The organism is Pseudohongiella sp. O18, from assembly GCF_021729085.1.
Lineage (GTDB): Bacteria > Pseudomonadota > Gammaproteobacteria > Pseudomonadales > Pseudohongiellaceae > Pseudohongiella.
In genome coordinates this window covers 1,103,127-1,129,232 of sequence record NZ_JAJSAR010000001.1, presented here as the reverse complement: position 1 = coordinate 1,129,232, position 26,106 = coordinate 1,103,127, and the positions used below count along the sequence as shown (strand labels likewise).

Genomic DNA, 26,106 nt, shown 5'->3' with positions numbered 1-26,106 from the left:
GATCACCTGAGCTTTTTTGGCATAATGCCGACGATCCCTCATCCCGATGCAAGCAGTCCAGGAAGGTAACGTATGACTACCATTACGCAGGACATTACGCAGGACGCTACACGCACGATCTACAAAAACCTCGCTCCCGCCCGACTGATCGAAATTGCTTTGCAGCGGAATGAAGGCACGCTGGCCGACAATGGTGCCCTGGTGGTCACGACAGGACAGCGCACTGGCCGCAGCCCCAAGGATCGCTTCATCGTAAAAGAGTCAGCCTCAGAAGGCCTGATCGACTGGGGCGCCGTCAACCAGCCCTTTGATCCGGCAAAGTTTGACGCCCTGTGGCAGCGTGTCAGTGACTATATGTCGGATAAAGACGTTTTTATTGCGGATCTGCACGTCGGATCAGACCCAGAACACTACATTCCCGTACAGGTGAATGCGCAGTATGCCTGGCACTGCCTGTTTGGCAGCACGCTGTTCATCAAATCACCGGACAACTACAACCCGAAAGACAAGGCAGTCTGGCAGATTCTCAGCGCACCGGAATTTGTCTGTGACCCTGGCCGCGACGGCACCAACTCGGACGGGGCAGTAATCATCAACTTTGCACAGCGCAAGGTGCTGCTGGCAGGCATGCGTTACGCTGGCGAGATGAAAAAATCGATGTTCTCGGTACAGAACTTCCTGTTACCAGAAAAAGACGTGTTGCCCATGCACTGCTCTGCCAACGTCGGTGAAGACGGTGATGTCTGCCTGTTCTTTGGACTGTCTGGCACCGGCAAAACCACCCTGTCTGCAGACCCAGCACGTTACCTGATTGGTGATGACGAGCACGGCTGGGGTAAAGGCACCGTGTTCAATCTGGAAGGTGGTTGCTACGCCAAGTGTATTGATCTGAGCCAGGAAAATGAGCCAGTTATCTGGGATGCGATCAAGTTCGGATCCGTGATCGAGAATGTTGTCATCGACGAGAAATCGCGTCAGGCTGATTATGCCGACACCAGCCTGACTCAAAATACCCGCGCCTGTTATCCGCTGACCCATATCCCCAAGCGCGTGGCAGAAAACCGTGCCGGTGAACCCAAATCGATCGTATTCTTAACCTGCGACCTGACGGGCGTGCTGCCTCCAGTGTCAATCCTGACGCCAGAAGCTGCCGCCTATCATTTTCTCAGCGGCTACACCGCCCTGGTTGGCTCCACCGAAGTGGGTGCAGGTGATGGCATCAAGTCCACCTTTTCAACCTGTTTTGGCGCGCCTTTCTTCCCACGACCGGCGGGCGTCTACGCTGAGCTGCTGATCAAACGCATTGCCGAGTTCAACAGCCAGGTGTATCTGGTTAATACCGGCTGGACAGGTGGCCCTCACGGCGTTGGCAAGCGCTTCAAAATTCCTGTTACCCGTGCGATTCTGCATGCCATTCAGACAGGTGCCCTGCGAAATGCGGAAACCACACATCTCGATGGCATCAACCTGACCATTCCGACATCCGTACCCGGAGTCGACAGTGCACTGCTGAACCCGAAAGACACCTGGGCAGATCCGTCACGTTACGATGCCAAGGCGGCCGACCTGATTGATCAGTTCCGCAACAACTTCAAGCGGTTCAAGGTTTCGGAAGCCATTGTGTCAGCCGGCCCGCAGGCGAGCTAGCCAAAGCAGGCATCAGGTGGTCTATAATACGGCGCCAGCGCATTACTGGCGCAGAAGAGGCTGATATTTTGTCCGATACACTGCAGGAATCCCTAGATCGTTTCAGGTTGCCGGCCTTCAAGTCCACCTGGGCCAATATCCATCGCGGCATCGAAAAAGAAAGCCTGCGCGTGACACCAGACGGTCGCCTGGCCCAGACGGAACATCCTCGCGCGCTGGGCTCGGCATTTACGCACCCGTACATCACCACGGATTATTCAGAAGCGCTGCTGGAGCTGATTACACCCGTCTCGGATTCCATTACCGAGACCCTGTCGTTCCTGGGCGATCTGCACAAATATGTGTACTCCAATCTGCCTGACGGTGAACGGCTGTGGGTATCCAGCATGCCCTGCCTTATAGAAAGCGACGAGCAGATCCCGCTGGCCCGTTATGGCAGCTCCAACATGGGGCAACTCAAGACTCTCTATCGGGAGGGCCTGGGTCACCGCTACGGGCGACTGATGCAGACCATCGCCGGCATCCACTACAATTTTTCGATGCCAGACAATTTCTGGGAACAGTACCGGGAAATGCAGGGCAGCTCAGAAGATCTGCAGACATTCCGCACCCGGAACTACCTGCATCTGATCCGCAACTTTCACCGTTACTCCTGGTTGCTGGTTTACCTGTTCGGTGCGTCCCCGGCAGTGTGCAAGTGCTTTACCAAAGATCGCCCGCATGATTTACAGGAACTCGATGAGTGGACACTTTACAAACCCCATGCCACCTGCCTGCGGATGGGCGACCTGGGTTACAAAAGTGATGCGCAGCGTTCGATATTCGTGTGTTACAACGACCTGAACAATTATATCGACAGCCTGTACAGCGCACTGATTACGCCCTACCCGCCCTACGAGCAGATCGGCGCAACTGATGCCAGCGGCAAGCGACTGCAGATGAACACCAACCTGCTGCAGCTCGAGAATGAGTTCTATGCAACCATTCGACCAAAGCGGGTCGGCGAAGGCGGTCAGCGCCCCCTGCAATTGCTCAAGGCAGGCGGCATCCAGTACATCGAAGTCCGCGCACTCGATCTCAATCCCTTTCTGCCACTTGGCATTGATGCCGAGCAGATTCATTTCCTTGATGCATTTCTGCTGTATTGCCTGCTCGCGGAAAGCCCCGAGTGCCATCAGGCCGAGAACCGGGAGATCGAGAAGAATCTGTCACTGACAGTGAATAGGGGGCGCGAGCCCGGGTTGATGCTGACCCGCGAGGGCGAAGCAATTTCACTGCAACAGTGGGCCACACAGCTCCTTGGCGATATACGGCATAGCGCCAACCTGCTTGACTCAGCGCATGACACTGCCGCTTACAATTCAGCCTTGAGCCAGCAGCAGGCCAAGGTGGACGAGCCTGAGAATACGCCATCAGCCAAAATCCTCGCCATGATGAAAGCGCAACAGATGCCGTTCTGCAAATTTGGCATGCAGGCTTCGGAAAACACGCAGAAGTTTTTCAAGGAAAGTGCGATTGACGCAGCAAGGCTGGCCGAATTCAAAGCGGCCAGTCAACACTCAGTAGACGAACACACAGCTGGCGAAGCCGCGGAAGACAGCAGCTTCGATGAGTTTCTGGTGCGCTGGAACGACTATCACATCTGAGCCAGCGCACTGAGGGCTGGCTCAGATTGATGACAATGGTCTAGCGTCGGAAGGCCTGGAACAGGCACAGGGAAAACAGCGCGATGAACCCGATCAGAGCCAGTTCGGGAATGGAAAGGATTCCCAGAAAACGCCAGTGCACTTCAGCACAGTTACCATCACCCTGCAGCAGGAAACTCAGCGTATCCATCAGGGGGAAGTTCTCCACCATGTAACTGAACCCTGGTCCGCAGGCCGGCACCTGATCTTCGGGCAGATAGGTCAGCCAGATTTGCCGAATGGCAAAATAGCTTCCCGCCACACACATGGCTGCCGCCCCCAGGGCATAATTGCGGCGACCACGCACACCAGGATTATGAATCGCTGCTGCCAGACACACCAGACCGGCCGCCACAACAAAGACTCGCTGGGTAATACAAAGACCACACGGCTCCAGCAACATGACGTGCTCCATATACAAAGCCCCGCCAATGATGAGCACGGTGGCTATGAATATGAGCAGATTGAGCAGCCTGGAGTTGGGCATCAGCGCCAGCAGTCGGTCGATCATGATCCTTTTCCTGTATCAGTTGGCGATCGCGATTGTTCGCGATCAAAAAAGTTTTCCGTCATCGCCCGCATGTCGACGCCACTGGGTGCCTGAAAAACGCGCAATCCGAATTCTGGCAGGATTGACAGCAGATGGTCAAAGATATCCGACTGTATGCCCTCATAATCGACCCACTGCGTTGTATTGGTAAAGCAGTAAACCTCCAGCGGCAGGCCTTCAGGCCCCGGCGACAGGTGACGCACAATCTGTGTCATATCCTGGCGCAGGCGCGGGTGGCTTTTAAGGTAGTTCGCCACATATGCTCGGAAAGTACCCAGGTTGGTGACTCGCCGGGTATTGGCAGCTACCTGCCCATGCTCCTTGAGCGCCGCGTTCCACTCGTCGATTTCCTGTTGGCGGGTCGCCAGATAATCCCGCAACAGGGTAAACCGGCTCAAATGACTTTTTTGCTCACTGTCGAGAAAGGTGACGCTGGTCTGATCCAGAAACAGCGACCGCTTGATGCGGCGCCCACCCGATTCCTCCATACCGCGCCAGTTCTTAAAGGAGTCACTGATAAATCGCTTGGTGGGAATGGTCGTGATCGTTTTGTCCCAGTTCTGCACCTTGACCGTGTGAAGTGCTATATCAATCACGTCGCCATCTGCATTGAGCTGGGGCATTTCTATCCAGTCACCCACGCGGATCATGTCATTGGAGGTAATTTGCACACTGGCGACTAATGAGAGGATGGTGTCCTGAAATACCAGCATCAGCACGGCGGCCAGCGCGCCCAGGCCTGACAGCAGTATCAGCGGCGAGCGATCCAGAAGCGTCGCGATCATCAGCAGTACTGCAACCGCGAATATGACGATGTTGGCGACCTGCAGATAACCCTTGATGGGGCGATCCAGCGCATCCGGGCGCTGACTGTAAACATGATTGATCATGTCCAGCACACCCGACAATGCCAGCGCCAGGGTCAGGACAATAAATGCATTGGCGACATTGCGCACCAGCACGATGACACCCTCTGGCAGGCCGGGCACCAGCGTTACGCCGAAGGTGATGACCAGCGCAGGCACCACATGCGCCAGTCGCGGAATAAACTTGAACTTTCGATAGTCTGAAGAACGCTCTGCGGGAGCCTGCAGGCGCCGCATCAGCCAGTTAACCAGAATCTGCCTGGTAAACAGGTCCAGTAACCAGGCAGCCAGCAGGACAAGCAGCGCAACGGCCAGAGTTGACAGCCAGGGGTAACTGGCCAGCCACTCGTTGACCAGCGGCGGCAGGGGCAGTCTCAAAAGGAAGTCGTCAGTCACGTCGTAACTCTGCTGTTTGCCGTAGGATCGCGCGCAATCCTAACAAACCTTGCTACAGTATCGCCAGTAGATGCCGATAAGGCTTACAAATAGACCTGGAGTTGTAGCTAATGAAGTATGCCGCGTTGGCACTGATTGCCTGTCTCAGCCTGTTGAATCAATCTGTACACGCTGCTGCCGCCCCTCAGGCAGAGCCTGAGTTCATTCTGCCGCCTGGTGTTTCGCCGGATGACCCCGAAGCGGCTGAACTGGCTATGCAGTACTTCACGCTTGGCCCAAGCTTTGTGACCAACTACGACGGCTCTGGACGCCTGAAATACCTCAAGGCCGATATTTCTGTGCTGGCACGTCTGACAGCCCAGCCCTACCTGGAGCGACACCTGCCCTATATCCGTAATCGCCTGGTGGTACTGTTCTCCGGTCAGCTCGAAGAAACCCTTCAATCGACTCAGGGCAAGGAAGCGCTGCGCCAGCAGGCTCTGGTCGAGATCAGACATGCACTGCAGATGCTCGAGACGCCGTCTGTTGCCGACCAGATTCTGGAGCTGTACTTCACCTCGTACGTCCTGCAGCGCTGAGTTTCCTCCAGCCGGAGCAAGGCTGCTTGCAAGAAATCAACGGCGCTGCCAGGCAAAAAACTTTTCAGCGACCGGCAGGAGTTTTTGTGGCACGCGTGCGCTGCGCCAGGCATTGGCTGCGAAGCGATTGGCTTCCTGTAGCGTCGGGTAGATGTGCGTGGTTGCACCGATAGTTTTCAGCCCCATGTTGTGTGTCATGGCAAAAACGAAGCTGCCGATCAACTCGCCGGCATGCGGCCCAACTATCGTGGCGCCCAGAATACGGTCCTTGCCGGGCACTGTTAGCACCTTGACGAAGCCCAGGTTCTGCCCGTCTGCCAGAGCCCTGTCCAGATGATCAAGGGAGTACCTGGTTACTTCATACTCGACACCCTGCTCTTTCGCATCCCTCTCATTCATACCTACTCGAGCTACCTCCGGATCTGTGAAAGTAGCATGTGGCACAACACGATAACTGGCACGGAATGTCTTGAATCCGCCAACCAGCGCGTTCAGCACAGCATACCAGGCCTGGAATGAAGCCATGTGGGTGAACTGGTACGGGCCGGCGACATCGCCGCAGGCGAAAATATTGGGACAGGAAGTGCGGAGCGTGTCGTCCACGGCGATGGCACCGCTCTGGTTAATTTCGACCCCAAGTTCTTCGAGACCGAAACCCTCGACATTCGGCTTGCGCCCAAGTGCTACAAGCAGCTTGTCAAAATAGGTTTTGCAGCGCTCACCATCGCTGGTTTCGGTAATGACATACTGCCCGTCGTCGTCACTGCCGAACTCATGTGCCTGGTGCGAAAGAAGCAGACGGATGCCTGCACCGCTAAACTGCTTTTCGATTAATTGTGCAACATCTTCATCCTCGCGCGACATCAGCTGCCCGGCCTGATCCACGACTGTCACTTCAGACCCCAGCCTTGAGAAGCTCTGTGCCATCTCGCAGCCAATGGGGCCACCGCCAAGCACCAGCAGTCGCTTCGGCAGTTCAGACAAGTCCCACATGGTGTCTGAGGTGACATAATCCATATCCGATAATCCGGGGATATCTGGCACGCGCGGGCGCGCTCCGGTGGCAACCACAATACTGCGGGTGGTGATCACGCGCCCATCGACCTCAACTTCCCAGGGAGACCTGATTGTCGCATGGCCCGTAACACAGTCGACGCCAAGACTGGTAAAGCGTTCAATTGAGTCATGGGGTTCGATGGTCTTGATCACACCGCGCACGCGATCCATCACCGCTGCAAAATCGACTTCGCCACTGGCACCCTTGATGCCATAGTCCGCAGCCTTGCGAATGGTTTCGGCTACCTTGGCACTGGCTATCAGCGTTTTGCTGGGCACACAGCCAGTGTTCAGGCAATCCCCGCCCATTTTGTGTTTTTCGATCAGCGTTACTTTGGCTTTGGCACCAGCCGCGATAATGGCGGCGACCAGTCCGCCCGAACCGGCACCCAGAATTACCACATTGGTATCAAAGTGAGCTGGCTTTTTGTAAGCCTTATACCAGCGCCGGCGTCTAATGATGTTGATCACTGCGCGTCCCACCCAGGGCAGCAGTGCCAGTAATGCAAACGAAACAATAAGCGATCCACTCAGCAGGCCCGACAGCGAATCAAGCTGTCCGAGCTCGACACCGGCATTCACATACACCGCAGTACCGAGCAGCATGCCGGTCTGACTGGTCCAGAAAAACGTAAACGTTTTCAGCGGCGTCAGGCCCATCACCAGATTGATCAGGAAAAACGGAAACACCGGAATCATGCGCAGCGTAAACAGATAGAAAGCACCATCGCGCTCGATACCGGCGTTAATGGTCTTTAGCGAATTGCCAAACCGTGCCTGCACCCAGTCACGCAGCAACAGGCGCGATGCCAGAAATGCCAGCGTCGCGCCCAGCGTGCTGGCAAACGAGACCAGCACCAGCCCCCAGACCAGACCAAAAATGGCACCACCGAGCAGAGTCATGACGGCAGCGCCAGGAATGGACAGCGCTGCCATCAACACATAAACACCAAAATAAATCAGTGAACTGAGTAACGGCTCCTGCTGACTGTAGTCGCGCAACACATCAAGTTGCGACTGAACAAAACCGAGCGTGAGATACTGGCCCAGATCGAGCGAAAAATAGGCGGCGAAAGCGAGCCCGATCAACAGGACAATGGCCAGTCTCAGTTTTGACATACATACCTCGATTATACAGCTGCCGGACCTGCCGACTTTTGAATGATTTGGGTGCTGTGCTATAGTTTTTGCTCTTTTTCATCACCACCCAGAGTGAATAAAGTGTCTGATCATACCTCACCACGGCCCAATGGGCGCCTGTTTCCGTCCACCCGCATGCGTCGGATGCGACGGGACGACTTCAGCCGCCGATTGATGCGCGAAACGCGACTGTCGACTGACGACCTGATCTTCCCGATTTTTATCGTCGAGGGAAGCGAGCAACGACAGCCAATCGCTTCAATGCCTGATATTTTCCGCCTCAGCATCGACGAGCTGCTGAAAGAGGCCGCGGAGCTGGTAGATCTGGGCATTCCCGCCATAGCCCTGTTTCCGTCACCCAACCAGGACACCAAAAGCCTTGACGGGCAAGAGGCCTGGAATCCGGACGGATTGGTGCAGCGTGCCGTCCGTGCCCTGAAATCCAGCTACCCGCAACTGGGTATCATTACCGATGTTGCACTGGACCCGTATACGACACACGGTCAGGACGGGATCATCGACGACAGTGGTTATGTGCTCAACGATGAGACAGTAGTGGCGCTGGTCAAACAGGCACTTTCGCATGCAGAAGCCGGCGCCGATATTGTGGCACCATCCGACATGATGGATGGACGTATTGGCGCAATCCGTCAGGCGTTGGAGGCCGAGGGTCACATCTATACCCGCATACTCGCCTACTCTGCCAAGTACGCGTCCAGCTACTATGGCCCGTTCCGCGACGCCGTGGGTTCCAGCGGCAACCTGGGCGCAGGCAATAAATACACCTATCAGATGGACATCGCCAACAGTGACGAAGCCCTGCACGAAGTGGGTCTCGACCTGGCCGAGGGTGCAGACATGGTCATGGTCAAACCCGGCATGCCCTACCTGGATATCGTGCGGCGCGTCAAGGATGAATTTGGGGCCCCGACCATGGTGTATCAGGTTAGCGGCGAGTATGCCATGCACATGGCTGCCGCCGCGAATGGCTGGCTGGACGAAGACGCCGTGGCGATGGAATCGCTGATCTCCATCAAGCGCGCTGGTGCCGATGCCATCCTGACCTATTTTGCCAAAAAGGTGGCCCGGCTGCTGCAAAGCACTTGAAACGATATTTTTAGGCCTTATGATAGATCTCATCGTCCGTTAACAGCTTGTCAACTTTCATGGCCGTAGCGGGCACCACCAGACGTAATGACAAGGAATTACTTATGAGCGACAAAATCGTTCACACCACCGACGCCAGTTTTGAACAAGATGTACTGAAGGCTGATGGCCCTGTGATGGTTGATTTCTGGGCAGAGTGGTGTGGCCCCTGCAAGATGATCGCCCCCGTACTGGACGAGTTGGCGGATGAATATTCCGGCAAGCTGACCATCTGCAAGCTGAATATCGATTCTAATACAGAAACCGCGCCACGCTTCGGTGTTCGCGGCATTCCAACACTGATCGTGTTCAAGAACGGACAGGTCGCAGGCACCAAGGTTGGCGCGCTGTCCAAGTCGCAACTGGCCGCATTTATCGACAGCGTCATCTGATACGCGATCAGGAAAGTGCCCCGGACGGCCTGACTGCCCGGGGCACAAATAAATACACTTTTTACTAGACACCGGTTTCAGAAGTCATTATATTCAGTCGCATCCCCGCGAAAGCGGTGCGGATTCCAGTCTCATACCTGACTGACACTAAGCCTGAATCCTTAGCTTAAACCCGAATCTTTTAAACCAACCGGCATCCCGGCCTGTATCAATACCTCTGTATTTGTTGACCCGGCTGTGTTGCCAATTCCCAGATCTTCTGTACCCAGAATCAATTAAACCTTAGCCTATGAACCTTACCGATCTCAAAACGCAACCCATTGCCAAACTGCTGGAAACCGCCCAGGAAATGGGCCTTGAAAACCTCTCCCGAACCCGCAAACAGGACATCATTTTTTCCATACTGAAAAAACACGCCAAGAATGGCGAGGACATCAGTGGTGACGGTGTTCTGGAAATTCTTCAGGATGGTTTTGGATTCCTGAGATCGGCTGATTCGTCTTACCTGGCAGGTCCTGATGACATTTATGTGTCTCCCAGCCAGATTCGGCGATTTAACCTGCGAACGGGGGACACAATCGCGGGCAAAATCAGACCCCCGAAGGACGGCGAACGCTACTTCGCCCTGCTCAAGATCTCCGAAGTAAACTTCGCAAAACCCGAAAACTCAAAGCAAAAAATCCTCTTCGAAAACCTGACACCACTGTTCCCGACAGAGCGACTGCGTCTGGAGCTGGGCAACGGCAGCACCGAAGACCTGAGTGCACGAATCATTGACCTGACAGCCCCCATTGGCAAAGGTCAGCGCGGCCTGATCGTATCACCGCCCAAAGCTGGTAAGACGCTGTTGCTGCAAAACATTGCGCAATCCATTACGCGCAACAATCCAGAATGCCGACTCATTGTATTGCTGATCGACGAACGCCCGGAAGAAGTGACCGACATGCAGCGTTCAGTGCGCGGCGAAGTGGTCGCAAGTACCTTTGACGAGCCGCCCGCGCGTCACGTCCAGGTCGCAGAAATGGTAATCGAAAAAGCCAAACGCCTGGTGGAACACAAAGAAGATGTAGTGATACTGCTCGACTCCATCACACGTCTGGCGCGTGCCTACAACACAATCGTGCCCTCATCAGGCAAAGTACTGACCGGTGGTGTGGACGCCCACGCCCTGGAGCGCCCCAAGCGTTTCTTCGGTGCCGCACGTAATCTGGAAGAAGGCGGCAGCCTGACCATCATCGCCACAGCCCTGGTAGAAACCGGCTCCAAGATGGACGAAGTGATTTACGAAGAGTTCAAAGGCACCGGCAATATGGAAATCCATCTTGACCGCAAGATTGCCGAGAAACGAATTTACCCAGCCATTAATGTTCGTCGCTCCGGCACACGCCGTGAAGAACTGCTGACCAGCGAAGAAGAACTGCAGCGTATGTGGATTCTGCGCAAGATTCTGAGCGCCATGGAAGATGTGCAGGCCGCTGAGTTTATTATCGATAAGTTGAAAGACAGCAAGACAAATGAAGAATTCTTCAACATGATGAAAAGAAAATAGTTGAAGCTAGCGTCGTTGCATTAGCTTCGTTAAAAAAGGCCGGTCGATGCTCATTTACTACTTGTAAACTGCGCTCTCCCGGCCTTTTTTGTCTCGCTACTGCTGCCTCGCCTACGCTTCAACTATCTTCTTTAAATGGCTTAGAAAAAGAATCCTTTAACGAACGACAAACGTAATCGAAAATGTATTACTTTCACCTGGCGAAAAACCAACTTCACTGACCCAGGCATACGACTACGGAGCACATACATCGATGGCATTCAAGGATCTTCGGGAGTTTATTGCCTTGCTGGAGGCTGAGGGTGAGCTGAAGCGGATAAGTGTGCCAGTTGACCCGAATCTGGAGATTACGGAGATTTGCGATCGCACGCTACGTGCTGGCGGGCCGGCGCTGTTGTTCGAAAACCCGAAAGGATCATCGATTCCCCTGCTGGGCAATCTGTTTGGCAATACGCGGCGCATTGCGCTGGCCATGGGGCAGCAGGACACCGAAGGTCTTCGGGATGTAGGCAAGTTGATGGCCTTCCTGAAAGAACCGAACCCGCCAAAAGGCTGGCGCGATCTTTGGGAGAATCTTCCCACCTGGAAACAGGTGCTCAATATTGCGCCGAACGTCAAAAGAAACGCACCGTGCCAGGACGTGGTGATCGAAGAGGATGACATCGATCTGTCGTTCCTGCCCATCCAGACCTGCTGGCCCGGAGATGCCGCACCTCTGGTTACCTGGCCGCTGGTCATTACGCGCGGCCCGGACAAAGAAAGGCAGAATCTCGGCATTTACCGCATGCAGTTTCTGGGGCGCAACAAGCTGATCATGCGCTGGTTGTCGCATCGCGGCGGTGCGCTCGACTTTCGCGACTGGCAGTTGAAACATCCGGGCGAACCATTCCCGATTTCCATCGCCATTGGTGCCGACCCGGCAACCATCCTGGCTACCGTGACGCCAGTGCCTGACACACTGTCCGAGTATGCCTTTGCGGGCCTGCTGCGCGGCAGCAAAACCGAGGTAGTAAAGTGCCTCACCAATGACCTTCAGGTACCCGCCAGCGCTGAGTTTGTTCTGGAAGGCGTCATTGAGCCAGAAGAGATGGCCGACGAAGGTCCCTTTGGGGATCATACTGGTTACTACAACGAAGTGGAGCGCTTCCCGGTATTTACGGTCAAGAAGCTTACGCACCGCAAAGACCCGATTTACCACAGCACCTATACCGGTCGCCCGCCAGATGAGCCCGCCATGCTGGGCGTGGCTCTGAACGAAGTGTTTGTGCCCCTGCTGCAAAAACAGTATCCGGAGATCGTGGATTTTTATCTGCCCCCAGAGGGTTGCTCATACCGGCTTGCAGTGATCAGCATTCGCAAGCAGTACCCCGGTCACGCCAAGCGCGTGATGATGGGTGCCTGGTCGTTCCTGCGACAGTTCATGTACACCAAGTTCGTGATTGTGACTGACGATGACGTCAATATCCGTGACTGGAACGATGTGATCTGGGCGATGACCACTCGTATGGATCCATCACGCGACACCGTGCTGATCGACAATACACCAATTGATTACCTGGACTTCGCTTCGCCAGTGTCGGGCCTGGGGTCCAAGATGGGTATGGATGCTACCAACAAGTGGCCAGGTGAAACAGATCGAGAATGGGGCACCCCCATTTCCATGGACCCGGAGGTCAAGGCACGTATTGATGCGCTGTGGGATCAGCTGGGTATCTAAACGCGACTTCTCAGAGTGAGCTTCTTGAGCGCTTTGATGGCCGACTGTCGCCACTTCTAAACAGTCGCATCGGGTTAAGCCAGCGGAACAGGCTGAGTATCAGCTTGACGATAATCAACAGCAGAATTATCGCCACCAGCAATGCGAACAGGCTGGTTTCGAAGGTGTAGTCGCCGTAAGCTATCAACAGGTAACCAGGATCACGCGCCAGCTGAATGGCCAGTGCAACACCCGCTATCAGTGCCAGCAGAATGAGTATGAACGTTTTTTTCATGGCCTTATTCCACCCGTCCTGAGGCACTGGCACCCAGCTGCCTGATCAGATCGGCAGAGCCGTCCAGCGACGGCAGCTCGGCGGTAATCCTTACATCGTGCAGACGCTGAATCTCTGACAACAGGCTGCGTGTCTGTCCACTCTCATCATTCATATATTCATTGATGATGCTTGCCAGCTGCTCCAGCGCCAGTTGGAACATGGCCTGATCCGCCTGCACGACCGCGAGCCGGGCCTGTTCTATCTGCAACAGCATCTGTTGCTTCAGCAGCTGTTCCTGATCAGGCTGCAGAAATGCTGGCTCTGAACGGTCAACTTCTCGCCATACAAACACCGTTCGCAGCAGATCCAGCGTCGCCTGCCACCAGGTTGCTTCCTGCCCTTCACCACTGCCAGCTCCCTGCTGCCAGCGATCCTGCAGAGACTCGACATAGGCGTCCTGACGCGACGAGGCAAACGAAACCACTCGCAGCTGATCGCTCAATGCAGATAACTGCTCGGCCAGTGCCACACGGTTTGGCAGCCGCAGGGATTCCAGTCGCTCTATGTCCTGCTGGATATTCTGGCGTGCAGTGTTCGCCAGCAGACTGTCCTGCTGCGAGAGCAGTGAATCAATTGAGTTGAGCAGCATGACGGTAGAGCTGATGTCCGCCTCCAGTGTCAGCTTCCGCTGTGCCAGTCGCATCAGATAGGCCGCCTCGGCATTCAGCCAGCGGGCATCTCGTTGTTGCATTGTTGCCATTTGTGTCTGCAGCGCCGACACCAGATCTGACACATCCTGCATATCCCGCCCTACCTGCTGCTGCAGACGGGCAAAACGTTGATCGTCGCGCGTGCCAGCTGCTTCAACCTCAGCCAGGACTTCCTGCAGCTCTGACTCTCGCGCCGCAAGACCTGCCAGTTCGCTTTCGACACCGGCCATTAACTCATCGCGTGCTGCCGACATCTGCTGCTCCAGCTGGCTGGCATTTTGTGAAAGCTCGTCTCTAAGCTGCGCTATGGTCTGCGCCTGAGACTGCTGGGTCATCCACTGCTGATAGCCAAACCAGGCACCAGCCGCCGACACACCGCAGAGCAGAAGAAATAACAGAAATACCGGCCAGCGCGACTGACGGCGACCCGAACCGCCGCGTCCGCGCCTGCGATCGATTTCATCCAGAAACTGGGGGGTATGTTGCCGCGCAGTCGAGGATTTTTCCTGCCCGGCATCAGGACCTGAGGGTCCTGTGTCATTTTTTACCGATTCAGCCTGCTGTTTTTGCGACCCACCAGCTGGTTTCGGATCGTGAACGTATTCTTCCTGCGGCATGATGTCAGAGGTCTCTGCATTGTCTGCGGCCGACTTGTCGTTATCTGAAGACATCAATTGCTCACCTCACTGCGTTGGCGATATCGCCTAGACTTTCCAGAATGACCGCGTCACTGGCGCCACCTGCATTGATCACACTGCTGAACCCCGCCTGCAGCGCCCGATCCCTGACCCGTGCAGACGGCACGATGACCGGGACAGACCCAACCACAGCCGGATCGTTATGCACAAAGTGCAGCAACACATCCAGTATCTGCGCACTGGTAACCACCAGCGCATTCACCTTTCTGTCACGCACCATCTCAGCCACTATATCGGCGTTATAATCAGGCGTCCTGCGGCGGTAGAGCTCTATGTAATCGACCTGGGCACCGCGCTCGCGCAGCGTCTCGGCAATCAGCTCGCGGCCACCAACGCCGCGAAACAGGGCGACGCGCTGCCCGGCGACATTCCTGAGGCCTGGCAATGCCAATAAATGCTCGCTTGTCACACCCTGATCGGAACAGTACACAGGCCAGTCAAACTCGCCCAGTACTGCCGCCGTGCCAGGCCCCACAGCGTAAGCGGTCAGACCGGTGGGCAACTGCGGCCAGTAACGGTCTATCCAGCTCATGCCCAACCTGGCAGCATTGGTACTGATAAAAATCGCTGCGACATACTGATCAAGGTTCAGAATACGCGACTTGATCCGTTCGCAGGCATCCGGGTCAGTGACTGGCTCAATTTCGATCAATGGCAATTCACAGACACTGCCACCGCAGTATTTGATGGTATCGCTCAGACTGTCGGACTGACCGGCAGGCCGTGTCAGCAATACATTCAAGCCAGACAGATCATACTGTGCACTCATATTCAGTCCAATAGGCCGCTTAGTAGTTTAGCCGCAGCACAATCAGTCAAACCGGTCAGTGTGACCTCAGGAATTAGCGTACAGTTCTGCCAGTATTTTGTCAGCCCCCTGAGCCAACAGGTGTTCGGCAGCTTCTATTCCCATGGCTTCTGCATCACGTCGGTGGCCGCGCTGCTCGGTTCGCAACACAATACTGCCATCAGGTTCGCCCACCAGACCGCGGAGGTGCAGATCGTCATTGTTCAGTTCGGCGTAGCAGGCGATTGGTACCTGGCAGCCACCCTGTAAGCGGCGGTTCAGGGCGCGCTCGCAAATGACGCGATCAGCTGTGTCAAGATGATGCAGAGGCATAAGCATGTCGATGACGCGTTGATCGTCACTGCGGCACTCGATGCCAACAGCACCCTGCCCGCCTGCTGGCAAAGACAAATCCGTGGGGATGAACTGTGCTATGCGCTCGTGAAGCTCCAGCCTCAGTAATCCTGCGGCGGCCAGCACAATGGCATCGAATTCACCAGCATCCAGCTTGCCAAGGCGGGTTTGTACATTACCTCGCAGAGTGCCTATTTGCAGATCCGGGCGCAGAGACTTCAGCTGGCACTGACGGCGCAGGCTGGCAGTACCAACGCGCGCACCCGGTGGCAGCGACAGAACGTCCGGGTAGTGATTGGAGACAAAAGCATCGCGCGGGTCTTCACGCTCACAAATAACTGGCAGAAACAGGCCTTCAGGAAACTCCATCGGCACATCTTTCATGGAATGGACGGCGATGTCAGCCTCGCCCTCCAGCATGGCGACTTCCAGTTCCTTCACAAACAGGGCTTTGCCGCCGATTTTCGCCAGGGGGGTGTCCAGTATTTTGTCACCGCGCGTGGCGATGCCGACCAGTTCCACCTGCAAATCCGGATTGCGCGCCATCAGCTCGTCGCGCACGAATTCCGCCTGCCATAACGCCAGCGGGCTGCGGCGCGTAGCAATGCGAATGACTTTTGAATTCATAAGATATCCGCTAACTGTTTAAAGACAATGTAATGGCGCCATTCTACGGCAATTGCAGCACAAATGCGCCCCGCAAAGCGGCCATGCTATAATCGCGCCCCTGATTTCCTTGCAGGTGATACTCATGAGCCAGAAAGACAAAACCGCCGGTGCAGACACCCATACATTATGGGGTGGCCGCTTCTCTGAACCGACTGACGCCTTTGTACAACGCTTTACAGCCTCAGTCAGCTTCGATCAGCGTATGTACAATCAGGACATCAATGGCTCGATAGCTCATGCACGCATGCTCGCCAAAGCCGGCATCCTGACAGACGAAGAACAGCAGGCAATCGAGAGCGGCCTGGAAGCGATTCGTACCGACATCCGCAATGGCGAGTTCACCTGGTCAGTTGAGCTTGAAGATGTGCACATGAACATTGAGTCGGCACTGACTCAGCGCATTGGCCCCGTCGGCAAGAAACTGCACACAGGTCGTTCGCGCAATGACCAGGTGGCGACTGATATTCGCCTCTATGTACGGGACGAAATTGACGCTCTGGCATCGGACCTGATTCGCCTGCAATATGCCCTGGTTGACCTCGCAGAAAAAGAAGCCGATACCATCATGCCTGGTTTCACGCACCTGCAGACGGCGCAGCCTATCACTCTGGGTCACCACCTGCTGGCCTGGAACGAGATGCTCGACCGAGACTACAGTCGTCTGATGGACTGCCGACGACGATTGAACGTCTCACCGTTGGGCGCAGCGGCGCTGGCCGGCACCAGTTTCCCGATTGATCGCCACTACACAGCAGAGTTGCTGGGTTTTGACGCACCCACCCGCAACTCACTGGATTCGGTCAGCGACCGCGATTTTGCCATCGAGCTGGCCGCCTGCGGCAGCCTCCTGATGACCCATCTGTCACGGTTCTCTGAGGAGCTGGTGCTGTGGACATCAGCGCAGTTCGATTTCATCGATCTGCCTGACAGGTTCTGCACCGGATCATCGATCATGCCGCAAAAGAAAAATCCGGACGTGCCCGAGCTGGTACGAGGCAAGACAGGTCGTGTCAATGGCCACCTGATCTCGTTGCTGACACTGATGAAATCGCAGCCACTGGCCTACAACAAAGACAATCAAGAAGACAAAGAACCCCTGTTTGACCTGCTGGACACACTGCGTGACTGCGTTAAGGCTTATGCCGACATGGTGCCGGCGATCGAAGCCAAGCGCGACAATATGTACCAGTCAGCCAAAAAAGGCTACGCAACAGCAACCGATCTTGCTGACTACCTTGTGAAAAAAGGCATGGCGTTTCGAGATGCTCACGAAGTGGTCGGGAAGTCGGTTGCCTATGGCATTGAGCACAAGAAAGATCTGAGCGAACTCAGCCTTGATGAACTGAAAGCTTTTTCAGACAAAATTGAAGATGACGTGTTTGCGGTTCTGACTCTGGAAGGTTCCGTTCAGGCGCGTGATCATATTGGTGGCACAGCACCCGATCAGGTGCGGGCAGCAGCTGCCAATTATCGCATCCTGCTTCAACAGCGCTGAGTGCTGCTGGCAGCACACCCTGCTGCCAGGAGAGGGTCCATCCCCTCCCACAACGTCCATTGTTGTCGTCAGCGTGCCCAGTGTGGCACAGCGGGACGGCGGTGCGATATTAGCCATATGGGTTAGATTTGGGCCCCTGGTCAGTCTTCCAGGGCCTCCAGCAGGTTTTTCAGCAGGACGGTGTACTCAACCGGTTTGATCAACACCTTGAACCCGGCATTGCGAATCTCGGTGATACGCGCACTGTTGGCATTACCGGTCGCCATGATAATGCGCCGTCGCGGCATAATGGCTGCCAGTTTATTGGCGATATCGAGCCCCGACAGACGGTCGTCCAGCATGTCATCCAGCAGGACCAGATCAAAAGGGTCGCCGTGACTCATCAGGCGATCAACCTGATCGGGTGACGAGGCACGAATCGTGTGGCAACCCCAGGTCTGCAACAACACGGCCATCGCATCAAGGATTGATGCATCGTCATCAATAATCAGTATGTCTTTGTCACGCAGCCGCGAATCGTCAAGCACATCGAGCTTGGCTTCGACCTCCGGCTCCTCAGTTTCCTGCACCGAACGGGCCGGGATCAAAACTGTGAAATGACTGCCGACACCGACTTCGGATTTCAGGCTTATTTTCAGATCCAGCAAGGCGCCAATTCGTTTGACGATTGCCAACCCCAGACCTGAGCCTTTGCCCTTGGTCCGTGCCTTGTTGCTGACCTGATAATAGTCCTGAAAGATTTTTTCCTGATCCTCTGGCGCGATACCAAGTCCAGTATCAATGATTGAAACACTCAGGCCCTGCCGCAGACGTCGTGTCTGAATACTCACCGAACCGCGATCTGTATAGCGGACAGCATTCATCACCAGATTGCGAAGCAGGCGTTCCATCAACAGCATGTCTGAGCGAACTGTCACCGGCGTCGCATATAGATGGATGGCAAGATTTTTAGGCTGCGCTTCATGCCTGGCCGCGTCCACAATATTCTTCAATAATACATCCAGCCTGAAATCAGAAAGATCTGCGGCAACAACACCGGCGTCGAACTTTGACAGATCCAGCAGGCTGTTGAACTGCTCGTGAAGCAGGGTGCTGGTCTCGTCTATTTTGTCGACCAGCTCGATCATGCGCTCGTCGGTGCTGATATGCCGCAGACTCCCCAGAAACAGGGTCATGGCGTGCAATGGCTGGCGCAGGTCGTGACTGGCCGCAGCCATAAAGCGGTTTTTTTCTTCATTGGCCTTGCGAGCCAGGTTGAGCGCCTTTTCAATGATGATTTTATCTTTTTCCAGCTTCGCATTCTGTTCCCGGTTTTCGTCCCTGATTCGAATGGACTCTGCAAAGACATCAGCATTTCGCCTGCCAAACTCAATCAGCAGAATGAGAATGGCCAGCATGGCGGCGGCACTCTCCAGAGCAACAGGTTCAGTAAAAAACAACAGGAATATTAACGCCTGCCCGAGGTTGGCAATCAGCATCCATGAGAAACCACGGATATGAATCGAAGAATTAATGGTGGTACCAATCGCGTATATCAGACTCAACATGATCACAGCAAAATCAGCACGATCAGGTCCGGACAGACCAACCCACCAGAACCCGGACCCCACCGCCAGTGTGCTGGCGACAGAGGTCACATAAAGCATGGCTTCGTTGTAATAGAGAGTCGGTACGCTTGCATTGGGCAGCTTGCTTTCGACGCGCCGACAGACAAAGACTCTTATCACAGCGAACAGTATGATCAGCCCTATCCAGGCACTGAGCAACGCTGGCGGCACCTCGTCCCAGAGACCATAGAGATAAACAAGCCCTGCACCCAGCACCAGCCATAAGGCCTTGTGTGACTGGTGGACGCGAACTCGCTGCGACTCCAATGTCAGGCTCAACAGCCGCGGATCCAGCTCCTGGTCATAACGTGAGAAGCCTGCAATGTAGTCAAACAACCTCATGGTTCGACCTCCGCAATACCGCCTCCTGTCCTCCATGCCGGGCCGCAGGGCCGACCCTGAGCGTCGAATGCCTGCATGCGCAAACGGAACCCTGAATTCTGGGGCTGCAGATCAAGTCGTATGAAATGCTGCAGGCTGTGACTCAGCAGATATTGCCGTGCACTGATGATGACGGGCTCAACACCGTGATGGCGCAATGTGACACTCACGGTCTGATCCCAGTCGTAGTTGTGAATATTAGCATTGGCAAAAGGCATCGGCGCATACAATCCAGAGCAGCACAGCTGTACCACTGATCGATTTTGTGAACCAGCGCACAGATTGACATCAGCAAAGCAGGAGAAATGCGGATCGCCTGTCAGCCAGACAACCGGGGTCTCAGCAGGCACTGTGGACAACAAGCCAAGCAGCTGTTCCAGGAATCGAGGATATGCGAGCAGACTGTCATCCGTGCTGGCGCGTGCTGGATGACCTGCAATATCCTTGCTCAGTGGCGCAAGTGGCGACCCACTTACCAGAAACAACACCGGCGCATCCCTGTTGTCATCCAGCCAGCGCCCGAAAGCGGTCGCCTGCTCCTGATCCAGAAGCGCTGTTTTGCCATTAGCAATCAGTCGTCGCTGAAAGCGGGTATCGAATACAAAAAAGGGATACTCCTGGCACTCAAACTGATGCCAGAGCTTTGGTGTCGTCTGTTGCCAGGCCGAGTCGCTGTGCATCTGGAACCGTGAGGCCATTTCCCGCGAATACTGGAAATTGATTTCAGCTTCAGCGCTGTCACCACGCCAGTTATCGCGAAACTCGTGATCGTCGACTGCAAAGTACACTGGAATCTGGCTGAACAGCTGCCGGGTAAACCGGTGTCCGAACGCTGTTCGATAAGGGTTTCGGAAACGCTCGTAGGGTACTTTGGGATCGAACAGGTTGGCGGTGGCATCTGCGTATATCTGATCCCCCAGCAGCAGTACTGAATCTGCGCCACGCATGGACTGGTCAGGAATGTGTTTCGCCATGCCGGAGAATATCGACATGGCAAGATCCCGATCGAAAGGCATGCCGGGATACAGACAGGACCCCAGCAGCAGAGTCAGAGGTCGCGGATCCGGTCCGGAGGATTCCTGCAGGCGCCTGAACCAGGGTAACTGCTGCCAATGCAAGGCGGTCCTGCGGTGCACATCATGATTGTCATTGGCAACGCCGTCATAATCCAGGCGCAGATGCATTGGCGACTTCAGGTCTTGACTGACAACCACCTTGTTGCGCCAGAATTCGTGATCCAGATGTTGATGTGACTGAGTCACTACCTGATCGTGAACAACGGACATGGCGCTGGGTGACTGCGCAGTATAGTCCTGTGCCTCCCCCCAGATTGTCACCTGCCACTCGCCGCCATTGCGCTTGCGCGGCGATGAAACGATGGGCCCCGTCAACAGCGTGGCGGGAGGCAATGGATGACTGTTGCTCGCACAGCGTCTTTGAAAATCCTTCAGCGAAGCCTCGGACTGGCAGCGGTTTGCATAGTGCTCCTCCATGTTATCCCTGTCTGCGCTCACGAAGAACTCGTGCAGTCTGGGATAAACATCACGGGCGGCGCTTTTGCTGAATATCATGTCCATGTGACCATAGTCATCCAGCATCTCTATCCACACCTTTTGTCGCGCGTAATCCGTCGGCCGCAATTGACCTGCCGGCCATTGCCCGGTGCTGCCCTGCATTCTCAGCCGGGTCAACTGGTCTGCAGAATGCCTCGACGACTCCATGTCAAATACGGTATTGCGGTTGCCGTGCAGGAACAGAGTAGGAAAGGTCCAGTGCCTGGCAAAGTTTTCAGTTTTCACGTAGCTGTTGCCACCGTCGTTGTCCGCCAGCAATCCGCGTGTCAGCGAGAAGTAAACCTGCTGAATCACACCAATCGGCACAGGACCGATCATGCCGGCAAATTCGTAACGGGTATCTTTGGTGATGTTCGCGTTGTGCCACTGTCGACCCCAGAAAATGGTGTAGCGCGTGTAGATCGTACGGGCGAAGCCAGGCCCTCGCCAGTCTCGATACTCCCGCCAGGACGACCACTGTCGGCGCTCATCAGCAGTCACGGCGAGAGCGGCCAGTCGATCGTAAATCATCTCCAGCGGAGCCGGATTGCGCATCGGCAAGGGCTCGATGATGCGAATCGGGTCAAACTCTTTCACCAGGCTCCATAGATTGGCGCGGGTGCGATTCTCACCTGATGTCGTGAGCCAGGGCGTGACAGCATGTGGCACAAGTGACGCTACCATGCTGCGTTTGACCAGGTCCCCACTGGCACTTCGGTACTCGTGATTCAGATGTCCGCCAAGCACTGCCATGGCGACCGCTCCGGCGCCAATGCAATGTGAAAAAATGTGGACACCACGTTCCTGGCCAGGTACTGAGAGTCGGTTTATCTGATTGAATACCGTTGTTACTGCCCATGGAATGTCATTGCGGGCGATATCATCCCAGGTATGCGCCGGATCGACCTCACGCACATAGTTGGCGCTGACGCGGTGGTCGAGAATCCATACATCGTAATTGTTATCGAGAAAGTACTGAACAAAATTGCAGGCGATGGTATCAGTCCAGAATACCCGGCTGCTGTGAGCCAGGCCATGAACCAGCAGAATGCTGCGCCGACCTGCCGTGTCACCAGAACCAGGCTGGTAACGTACCAGGCGGGATACCGGCGAGGGTTTACCATTGCGAAACCCGGCCCTTTCATACTTTTCTCGCGGAGTGCTCCGCCCGGCACCGCCTCTCCCATAATAGATAACTTCAGGTGGCTCGTAGAATCGTCCCTGTCGCTCAGATATCTCCAGTTGTCGGCGCACAGCGAAATGCTCGTAAGAAGGTGCCCCGAAAGACCAGAAATGCGTAGACATGATCATGCGCAGGAAGTACATCGCAAAGCCGCCCATGGCCAGCACCGATGTCGGCAAATTGGGTGACCTGGTTATCTGCATGACAGAAGGGCCATTGGTAATGCGTTGCACATCCAGCTCCAGTGCGGCCTTCAAACTACGGGAGCCTGCCGAAATTGTGACCGGTAACACCAGCAGTCCTTTCAGCAGGTCAGGGAGCCCCAGCCCGTATGCCAGCGTCTTGTGCCCTGAAATAACAACACCGTTGGCGGATTTGAACTCATATTCCAGGTATCGCCTTTCCGCCTGAAGACTGCCAATACGCCAGAACGTGCGGATCTCCTTTAACATCGACGCTTCCTTACGCACGGACTGGGCACTCTCACCGTATCGTAGCTGCCAGGTGCGAGCAGGCAACAGCCAGCGAGCCAGCCCTTTTGGTAATCGCACCCACAAATCCATTCCCCGGTAGCGCAGATATCGCAGTATCGCTGACACCGTGCGCAGCGCTTGCCTCACGCGCCCAACCGACTGAAATGCACCCAGCCTGACCTCGCCTTTCAGCTCAAGAACCTGAGTCAGGTGAGCGTCAGCCGTTGTCAGAATGCCTCCTACCGTATCCATCGACAGAACGGCAGCTGCCGGCAATGGATGGCGCGGACTCTCAAGCCATTTATCAAGTGACTGCTCACCCGAAAAACTGAATACCACATCCAGCGCCATGGCGCGGGTTGTCTCAGGAAGCCGGTCAATGCCTGAAAGGCGCCCGGAGAACAGCCGATTCAGTTGATCGACTCCGACAGACACCGGACGACTCCAGGGATACATCGAGCGCTTGCTGTCCGACAGGTGCAATACCATGCGCTCACTGAAATCCGCTTCGACACTTAGCTCAGAGGGGACAGGTATATGTTTGAGTGCACCCGGCGGTATCTTGCGATGTGCCTCCTGAAGTGGTGGAAATGACTCGCCGGCTTCACTAACCGAATCACCAGGCAGCATGCTTCGCAGCTGACCGGCCAGCTCGTAACTGACAGCTGCGATTGTCAGCAGGGGATTGGTTCCAATGGCACCCGGAATGATCGCCCCATCAAGAACGTACAGGTGCTCGTAAACATCCTCACCGCTTTCGCCGCAGAACACCTGACCGAGCTCATTAACAACACCTGTCTCGGCGGATTCGGCCATTGCACATCCACCCAGGGGATGCACAGACAGCAATTGCCCGGCCAGTTCGTCGGCACCCTCAACGACACCCTCAAATCCGGGCGGCAAAGGTTGTGAAACCATGTTCTGCGCAAACAGTCCTCCATCGAAGACTGTTTTTTCGTCTGACCTGAAGCGTTCATCCAGTCGCTTGAAGTAATCTGAACTGCCATCGCGACGCCACACTGGTCGCAACTGCTTACCTTCCCAGGCCAGTTCGCCATTGCTCTCGTCCAGCCCCATGATCAACAGCGCCTGACTGTGCTCTCCCAGGGCTTTTGACCGGGCCAGTGGGTCATGCTCCTGATTACTGTGATGCCAGGCACTTACTGCGCCATCCGCAAACCTGCGTAGCAACAGTTGGCTGACCAGCATTTCCTGCCAGACCTCGCGCAACGCATAGGGGATGACAGCGTCTTCCAGGGTCACTGCGCTGGCACTGCCCTGGGGGTCGGCGAGATCAATCATGGCCATGCCGCTGATGGTGGGTCCTGGCTGGGAGGCAGGCGGCTGCTCTCCAGGAATCGATGCATCCTGGCTGACAACGGCATTTTGTCCGGCCGCAAACACCAGCGCATCACCGTTGGTCGAGAACCGTTTACCAAGCTGTGACGACAGTGCCAGCCCGTGCTTATCATGCGAGCGACTCAGGATCTCGGTGCTGCCCAGCGTACCTGCAGCAACAATGACATGCCCAACATCAACTACAAGCGCAAGCTCATCTCGAGCACTGACATGGCATTGAACCAGCCATCGGCCGTTTTCGCCGCGCTGAATACTGCTTACGGTTACACCACTGTACAGCGCAGCGCCCAGCTGCTTCGCCAGCGGCCAGGCATTCATATTCAGTGAGCCCTTGGCACCTGAATGGCAACCCATGACACAGTTGCCACACAGATTGCATGGTTCATGATCGGCGCTGTGTTCAGTGGGTCCGCTGAAGTTGATTGTCACGGGTGCGGCAGCGGCCACGCTGCCCAGCCGATCGGCGCTGCCACGCAAAGCTCGAAAGGATACCGAATGGTCCACATCTGGCTGCACTGACACACCCAGCAACTTCTCAAGCTTGGGATAGTGAGTAGCCAGGCGTTGTGACCATGGCGTACTGTTGAGTTTGGACGGCCAGCGATCGACAACATCCGGAGCAGGCCGGGCGGCCACGTTGGCATTGACGAGTGAGGTGCCGCCAATACCACGACCAGTAATGGTCACGACACCATCACCTGCGCGTACATCCCACAGCCCGGCAGGGTTGATCCTGTCAGTGCCAATCAATCCGGGAAGATCGGCCATGGTTTTCGGGAAGTCATCCGGCACGTATTCGTTGCCGCGTTCAAACACCCAGAGCTTTTGCGAGATCCGCCTGCCCTGTCTGTCTGGCTCAAGCAGGGCCAGCGCTGCCATCGCCGCGCCATAGCCAGAACCAATGACCAGAACATCAGTTTGTAGCCGGAATCGGGACTGCGCCTCAGGGTCTTCGAAGGGGTAATCGTTATTCAGAAGCAGTGTCTCGACAGGCTCGGAAAGCCAGTTCGTCACTGCTGAGCAACCTCCTCGTAGCGGATTGACTGCCCGGGCTGGATACCCAGTTTGGCAGCCGCATACACGGCCTCTGTGCGGTTCTGGACACCCAGGGTACGAAACGCAACCGATAAGTGGGCCTTGACGGTATGGTCAGAGATATCCAGTTCGCGGGCAATGGTCTTGTTCGACTTTCCCTGCACGGCCTTCATCAATACTTCGAACTGGCGGCGCGAGAGCTTGGTGATCATGATCTCATTGCCCGCGTCGGACTGCTGCACTGCAAAACTGATTGCCGGACTGACAGGCCGATAGGCATGGCTGGGCAGGTAGGTCCCGCCGGCCAGCACCAGTCGCAGCGCTTCGACCAGATCGTCACGTGACGATGACTTGGGTATATACCCTGAGGCACCCTGCTCTATTGACTGGCGGATGATGCGCGGATCTTCCTCTCCGGAAACTACAACAAGGGTGGCACTTTCAAACGTCTGACGACACTTCTCCAGTGCATCCATGCCATTAACCCCAGGCATGTAATAGTCCAGCAGGATCAGATCAAACCCTTCCTCGCATTTCAGCTGCAGGGCATCATCGAGCGTACCCGCCTCAAAATATTGAACCTTGCTGTCGAGCACGGGCAGCAGGTACTTCAGTCCCTCGCGAAACAGGTCATGATCGTCGATCAGCAATATGCGCACCCGCGCTCTCCCATCCGTCGTTGCTGCTGTAGCCGCCGCCATATCTACATCCTGTCTAGCATACCGTTGTTGTGAGGAAATTTGTAGATTCAGGACTTTGGCACATATGGGATAGCAACACGACTACCCAAATGGGTAGGTGAGCCAGAGAAATACCGATACTGA

17 protein-coding genes and 2 pseudogenes are annotated in these 26,106 nt (G+C 55.5%); 8 read left to right on the top strand and 11 right to left on the bottom strand.

Annotation, left to right across the window (positions count from 1 at the left end):
* Positions 1-72 precede the first annotated feature (72 nt).
* Both LVD14_RS04995 and gshA read left to right on the top strand, forming a co-directional pair.
* A complete protein-coding gene (locus LVD14_RS04995) occupies positions 73-1,647 on the top strand; it encodes a phosphoenolpyruvate carboxykinase (RefSeq protein WP_237132932.1) in 1,575 nt (524 codons plus the stop codon).
* A 68-nt stretch (positions 1,648-1,715) separates the two neighbouring features.
* Complete coding sequence (gene gshA, locus LVD14_RS04990) at positions 1,716-3,293, top strand: glutamate--cysteine ligase (RefSeq protein ID WP_237132931.1); 1,578 nt, start codon at positions 1,716-1,718, stop codon at positions 3,291-3,293.
* Positions 3,294-3,333: 40 nt separating this feature from the next.
* Here the strand turns inward: gshA and LVD14_RS04985 are convergent, their stop codons facing one another.
* On the bottom strand, positions 3,334-3,843 hold the full coding sequence (locus LVD14_RS04985; protein WP_237132930.1) for a disulfide bond formation protein B: 510 nt from the start codon (positions 3,841-3,843) through the stop codon (positions 3,334-3,336).
* Entirely contained in the window at positions 3,840-5,144 is a 1,305-nt protein-coding gene (locus LVD14_RS04980; RefSeq protein ID WP_237132929.1) for a mechanosensitive ion channel family protein, read from the bottom strand. The genes LVD14_RS04985 and LVD14_RS04980 overlap by 4 nt, the downstream gene beginning before the upstream one ends.
* A gap of 110 nt (positions 5,145-5,254) precedes the next feature.
* Here LVD14_RS04980 and fliL point away from each other — a divergent pair, with 110 nt between their 5' ends.
* Entirely contained in the window at positions 5,255-5,722 is a 468-nt protein-coding gene (fliL, locus tag LVD14_RS04975; RefSeq protein WP_237132928.1) for a flagellar basal body-associated protein FliL, read from the top strand.
* 36 nt (positions 5,723-5,758) lie between these two features.
* Here fliL and LVD14_RS04970 read toward each other — a convergent pair whose 3' ends face one another.
* Entirely contained in the window at positions 5,759-7,897 is a 2,139-nt protein-coding gene (locus LVD14_RS04970) for an FAD-dependent oxidoreductase (protein ID WP_237132927.1), read from the bottom strand.
* Between the two features lie 102 nt (positions 7,898-7,999).
* Between LVD14_RS04970 and hemB the strand changes: the two genes are divergently transcribed.
* From hemB to ubiD, 4 genes are all read left to right on the top strand, one after another.
* Complete coding sequence (gene hemB / locus LVD14_RS04965) at positions 8,000-9,025, top strand: porphobilinogen synthase (protein WP_281131816.1); 1,026 nt, start codon at positions 8,000-8,002, stop codon at positions 9,023-9,025.
* Positions 9,026-9,129: 104 nt separating this feature from the next.
* Positions 9,130-9,456, top strand: coding sequence for a thioredoxin TrxA (gene trxA / locus LVD14_RS04960; protein WP_237132926.1), 327 nt, complete (start codon positions 9,130-9,132; stop codon positions 9,454-9,456).
* Between the two features lie 289 nt (positions 9,457-9,745).
* A complete protein-coding gene (gene rho, locus LVD14_RS04955; protein WP_237132925.1) occupies positions 9,746-11,005 on the top strand; it encodes a transcription termination factor Rho in 1,260 nt (419 codons plus the stop codon).
* Between the two features lie 253 nt (positions 11,006-11,258).
* Positions 11,259-12,722 (top strand): 4-hydroxy-3-polyprenylbenzoate decarboxylase, encoded by a 1,464-nt coding sequence (gene ubiD / locus LVD14_RS04950; protein WP_237132924.1) that lies wholly within the window; start codon positions 11,259-11,261, stop codon positions 12,720-12,722.
* A 10-nt stretch (positions 12,723-12,732) separates the two neighbouring features.
* Here ubiD and LVD14_RS04945 read toward each other — a convergent pair whose 3' ends face one another.
* The 4 genes from LVD14_RS04945 to hemC all read right to left on the bottom strand — a co-directional run bounded on the left by LVD14_RS04945 (position 12,733) and on the right by hemC (position 16,154).
* Positions 12,733-12,996 (bottom strand): heme biosynthesis HemY N-terminal domain-containing protein, encoded by a 264-nt coding sequence (locus tag LVD14_RS04945; protein WP_237132923.1) that lies wholly within the window; start codon positions 12,994-12,996, stop codon positions 12,733-12,735.
* Between the two features lie 4 nt (positions 12,997-13,000).
* Positions 13,001-14,359 (bottom strand): uroporphyrinogen-III C-methyltransferase, encoded by a 1,359-nt coding sequence (locus tag LVD14_RS04940; RefSeq protein ID WP_237132922.1) that lies wholly within the window; start codon positions 14,357-14,359, stop codon positions 13,001-13,003.
* Between the two features lie 7 nt (positions 14,360-14,366).
* Entirely contained in the window at positions 14,367-15,155 is a 789-nt protein-coding gene (locus LVD14_RS04935) for a uroporphyrinogen-III synthase (protein ID WP_237132921.1), read from the bottom strand.
* A gap of 66 nt (positions 15,156-15,221) precedes the next feature.
* Positions 15,222-16,154 carry a hydroxymethylbilane synthase gene (gene hemC / locus LVD14_RS04930; protein WP_237132920.1) on the bottom strand — a complete coding sequence of 311 codons (933 nt, stop codon included), beginning with the start codon at positions 16,152-16,154 and terminating at the stop codon, positions 15,222-15,224.
* Between the two features lie 124 nt (positions 16,155-16,278).
* Here hemC and argH point away from each other — a divergent pair, with 124 nt between their 5' ends.
* Positions 16,279-17,691: an argininosuccinate lyase gene (gene argH, locus LVD14_RS04925; RefSeq protein ID WP_237132919.1), complete on the top strand. Its 1,413-nt coding sequence runs from the start codon at positions 16,279-16,281 to the stop codon at positions 17,689-17,691.
* A gap of 140 nt (positions 17,692-17,831) precedes the next feature.
* Here the strand turns inward: argH and LVD14_RS15635 are convergent.
* From LVD14_RS15635 to LVD14_RS04910, 4 genes and pseudogenes are all read right to left on the bottom strand, one after another.
* A pseudogene (locus LVD14_RS15635) lies at positions 17,832-18,173 on the bottom strand (response regulator); the annotation flags it as partial.
* Between the two features lie 102 nt (positions 18,174-18,275).
* A pseudogene (locus LVD14_RS15630) lies at positions 18,276-18,908 on the bottom strand (sensor histidine kinase); the annotation flags it as partial.
* 728 nt (positions 18,909-19,636) lie between these two features.
* The gene (locus tag LVD14_RS04915) at positions 19,637-25,261 is read right to left on the bottom strand and encodes a GMC family oxidoreductase N-terminal domain-containing protein (protein WP_237132917.1); all 5,625 of its coding nucleotides are present in this window, start codon (positions 25,259-25,261) and stop codon (positions 19,637-19,639) included.
* On the bottom strand, positions 25,258-25,983 hold the full coding sequence (locus tag LVD14_RS04910) for a response regulator (protein WP_237132916.1): 726 nt from the start codon (positions 25,981-25,983) through the stop codon (positions 25,258-25,260). Before LVD14_RS04910 ends, LVD14_RS04915 begins: the two co-directional genes overlap by 4 nt.
* Between the last annotated feature and the right edge of the window lie 123 nt (positions 25,984-26,106).

Bases quoted from the DNA above. Each gene is read 5' to 3' on its own strand.
- LVD14_RS04995 (WP_237132932.1), top strand. From the start codon at position 73: ATGACTACCATTACGCAGGACATTACGCAGGACGCTACACGCACGATC.
- LVD14_RS04985 (WP_237132930.1), bottom strand. From the start codon at position 3,843: ATGATCGACCGACTGCTGGCGCTGATGCCCAACTCCAGGCTGCTCAAT.
- fliL (WP_237132928.1), top strand. From the start codon at position 5,255: ATGAAGTATGCCGCGTTGGCACTGATTGCCTGTCTCAGCCTGTTGAAT.
- LVD14_RS04970 (WP_237132927.1), bottom strand. From the start codon at position 7,897: ATGTCAAAACTGAGACTGGCCATTGTCCTGTTGATCGGGCTCGCTTTC.
- trxA (WP_237132926.1), top strand. From the start codon at position 9,130: ATGAGCGACAAAATCGTTCACACCACCGACGCCAGTTTTGAACAAGAT.
- rho (WP_237132925.1), top strand. From the start codon at position 9,746: ATGAACCTTACCGATCTCAAAACGCAACCCATTGCCAAACTGCTGGAA.
- ubiD (WP_237132924.1), top strand. From the start codon at position 11,259: ATGGCATTCAAGGATCTTCGGGAGTTTATTGCCTTGCTGGAGGCTGAG.
- LVD14_RS04945 (WP_237132923.1), bottom strand. From the start codon at position 12,996: ATGAAAAAAACGTTCATACTCATTCTGCTGGCACTGATAGCGGGTGTT.
- LVD14_RS04940 (WP_237132922.1), bottom strand. From the start codon at position 14,359: ATGTCTTCAGATAACGACAAGTCGGCCGCAGACAATGCAGAGACCTCT.
- LVD14_RS04935 (WP_237132921.1), bottom strand. From the start codon at position 15,155: ATGAGTGCACAGTATGATCTGTCTGGCTTGAATGTATTGCTGACACGG.
- hemC (WP_237132920.1), bottom strand. From the start codon at position 16,154: ATGAATTCAAAAGTCATTCGCATTGCTACGCGCCGCAGCCCGCTGGCG.
- argH (WP_237132919.1), top strand. From the start codon at position 16,279: ATGAGCCAGAAAGACAAAACCGCCGGTGCAGACACCCATACATTATGG.
- LVD14_RS04910 (WP_237132916.1), bottom strand. From the start codon at position 25,983: ATGGCGGCGGCTACAGCAGCAACGACGGATGGGAGAGCGCGGGTGCGC.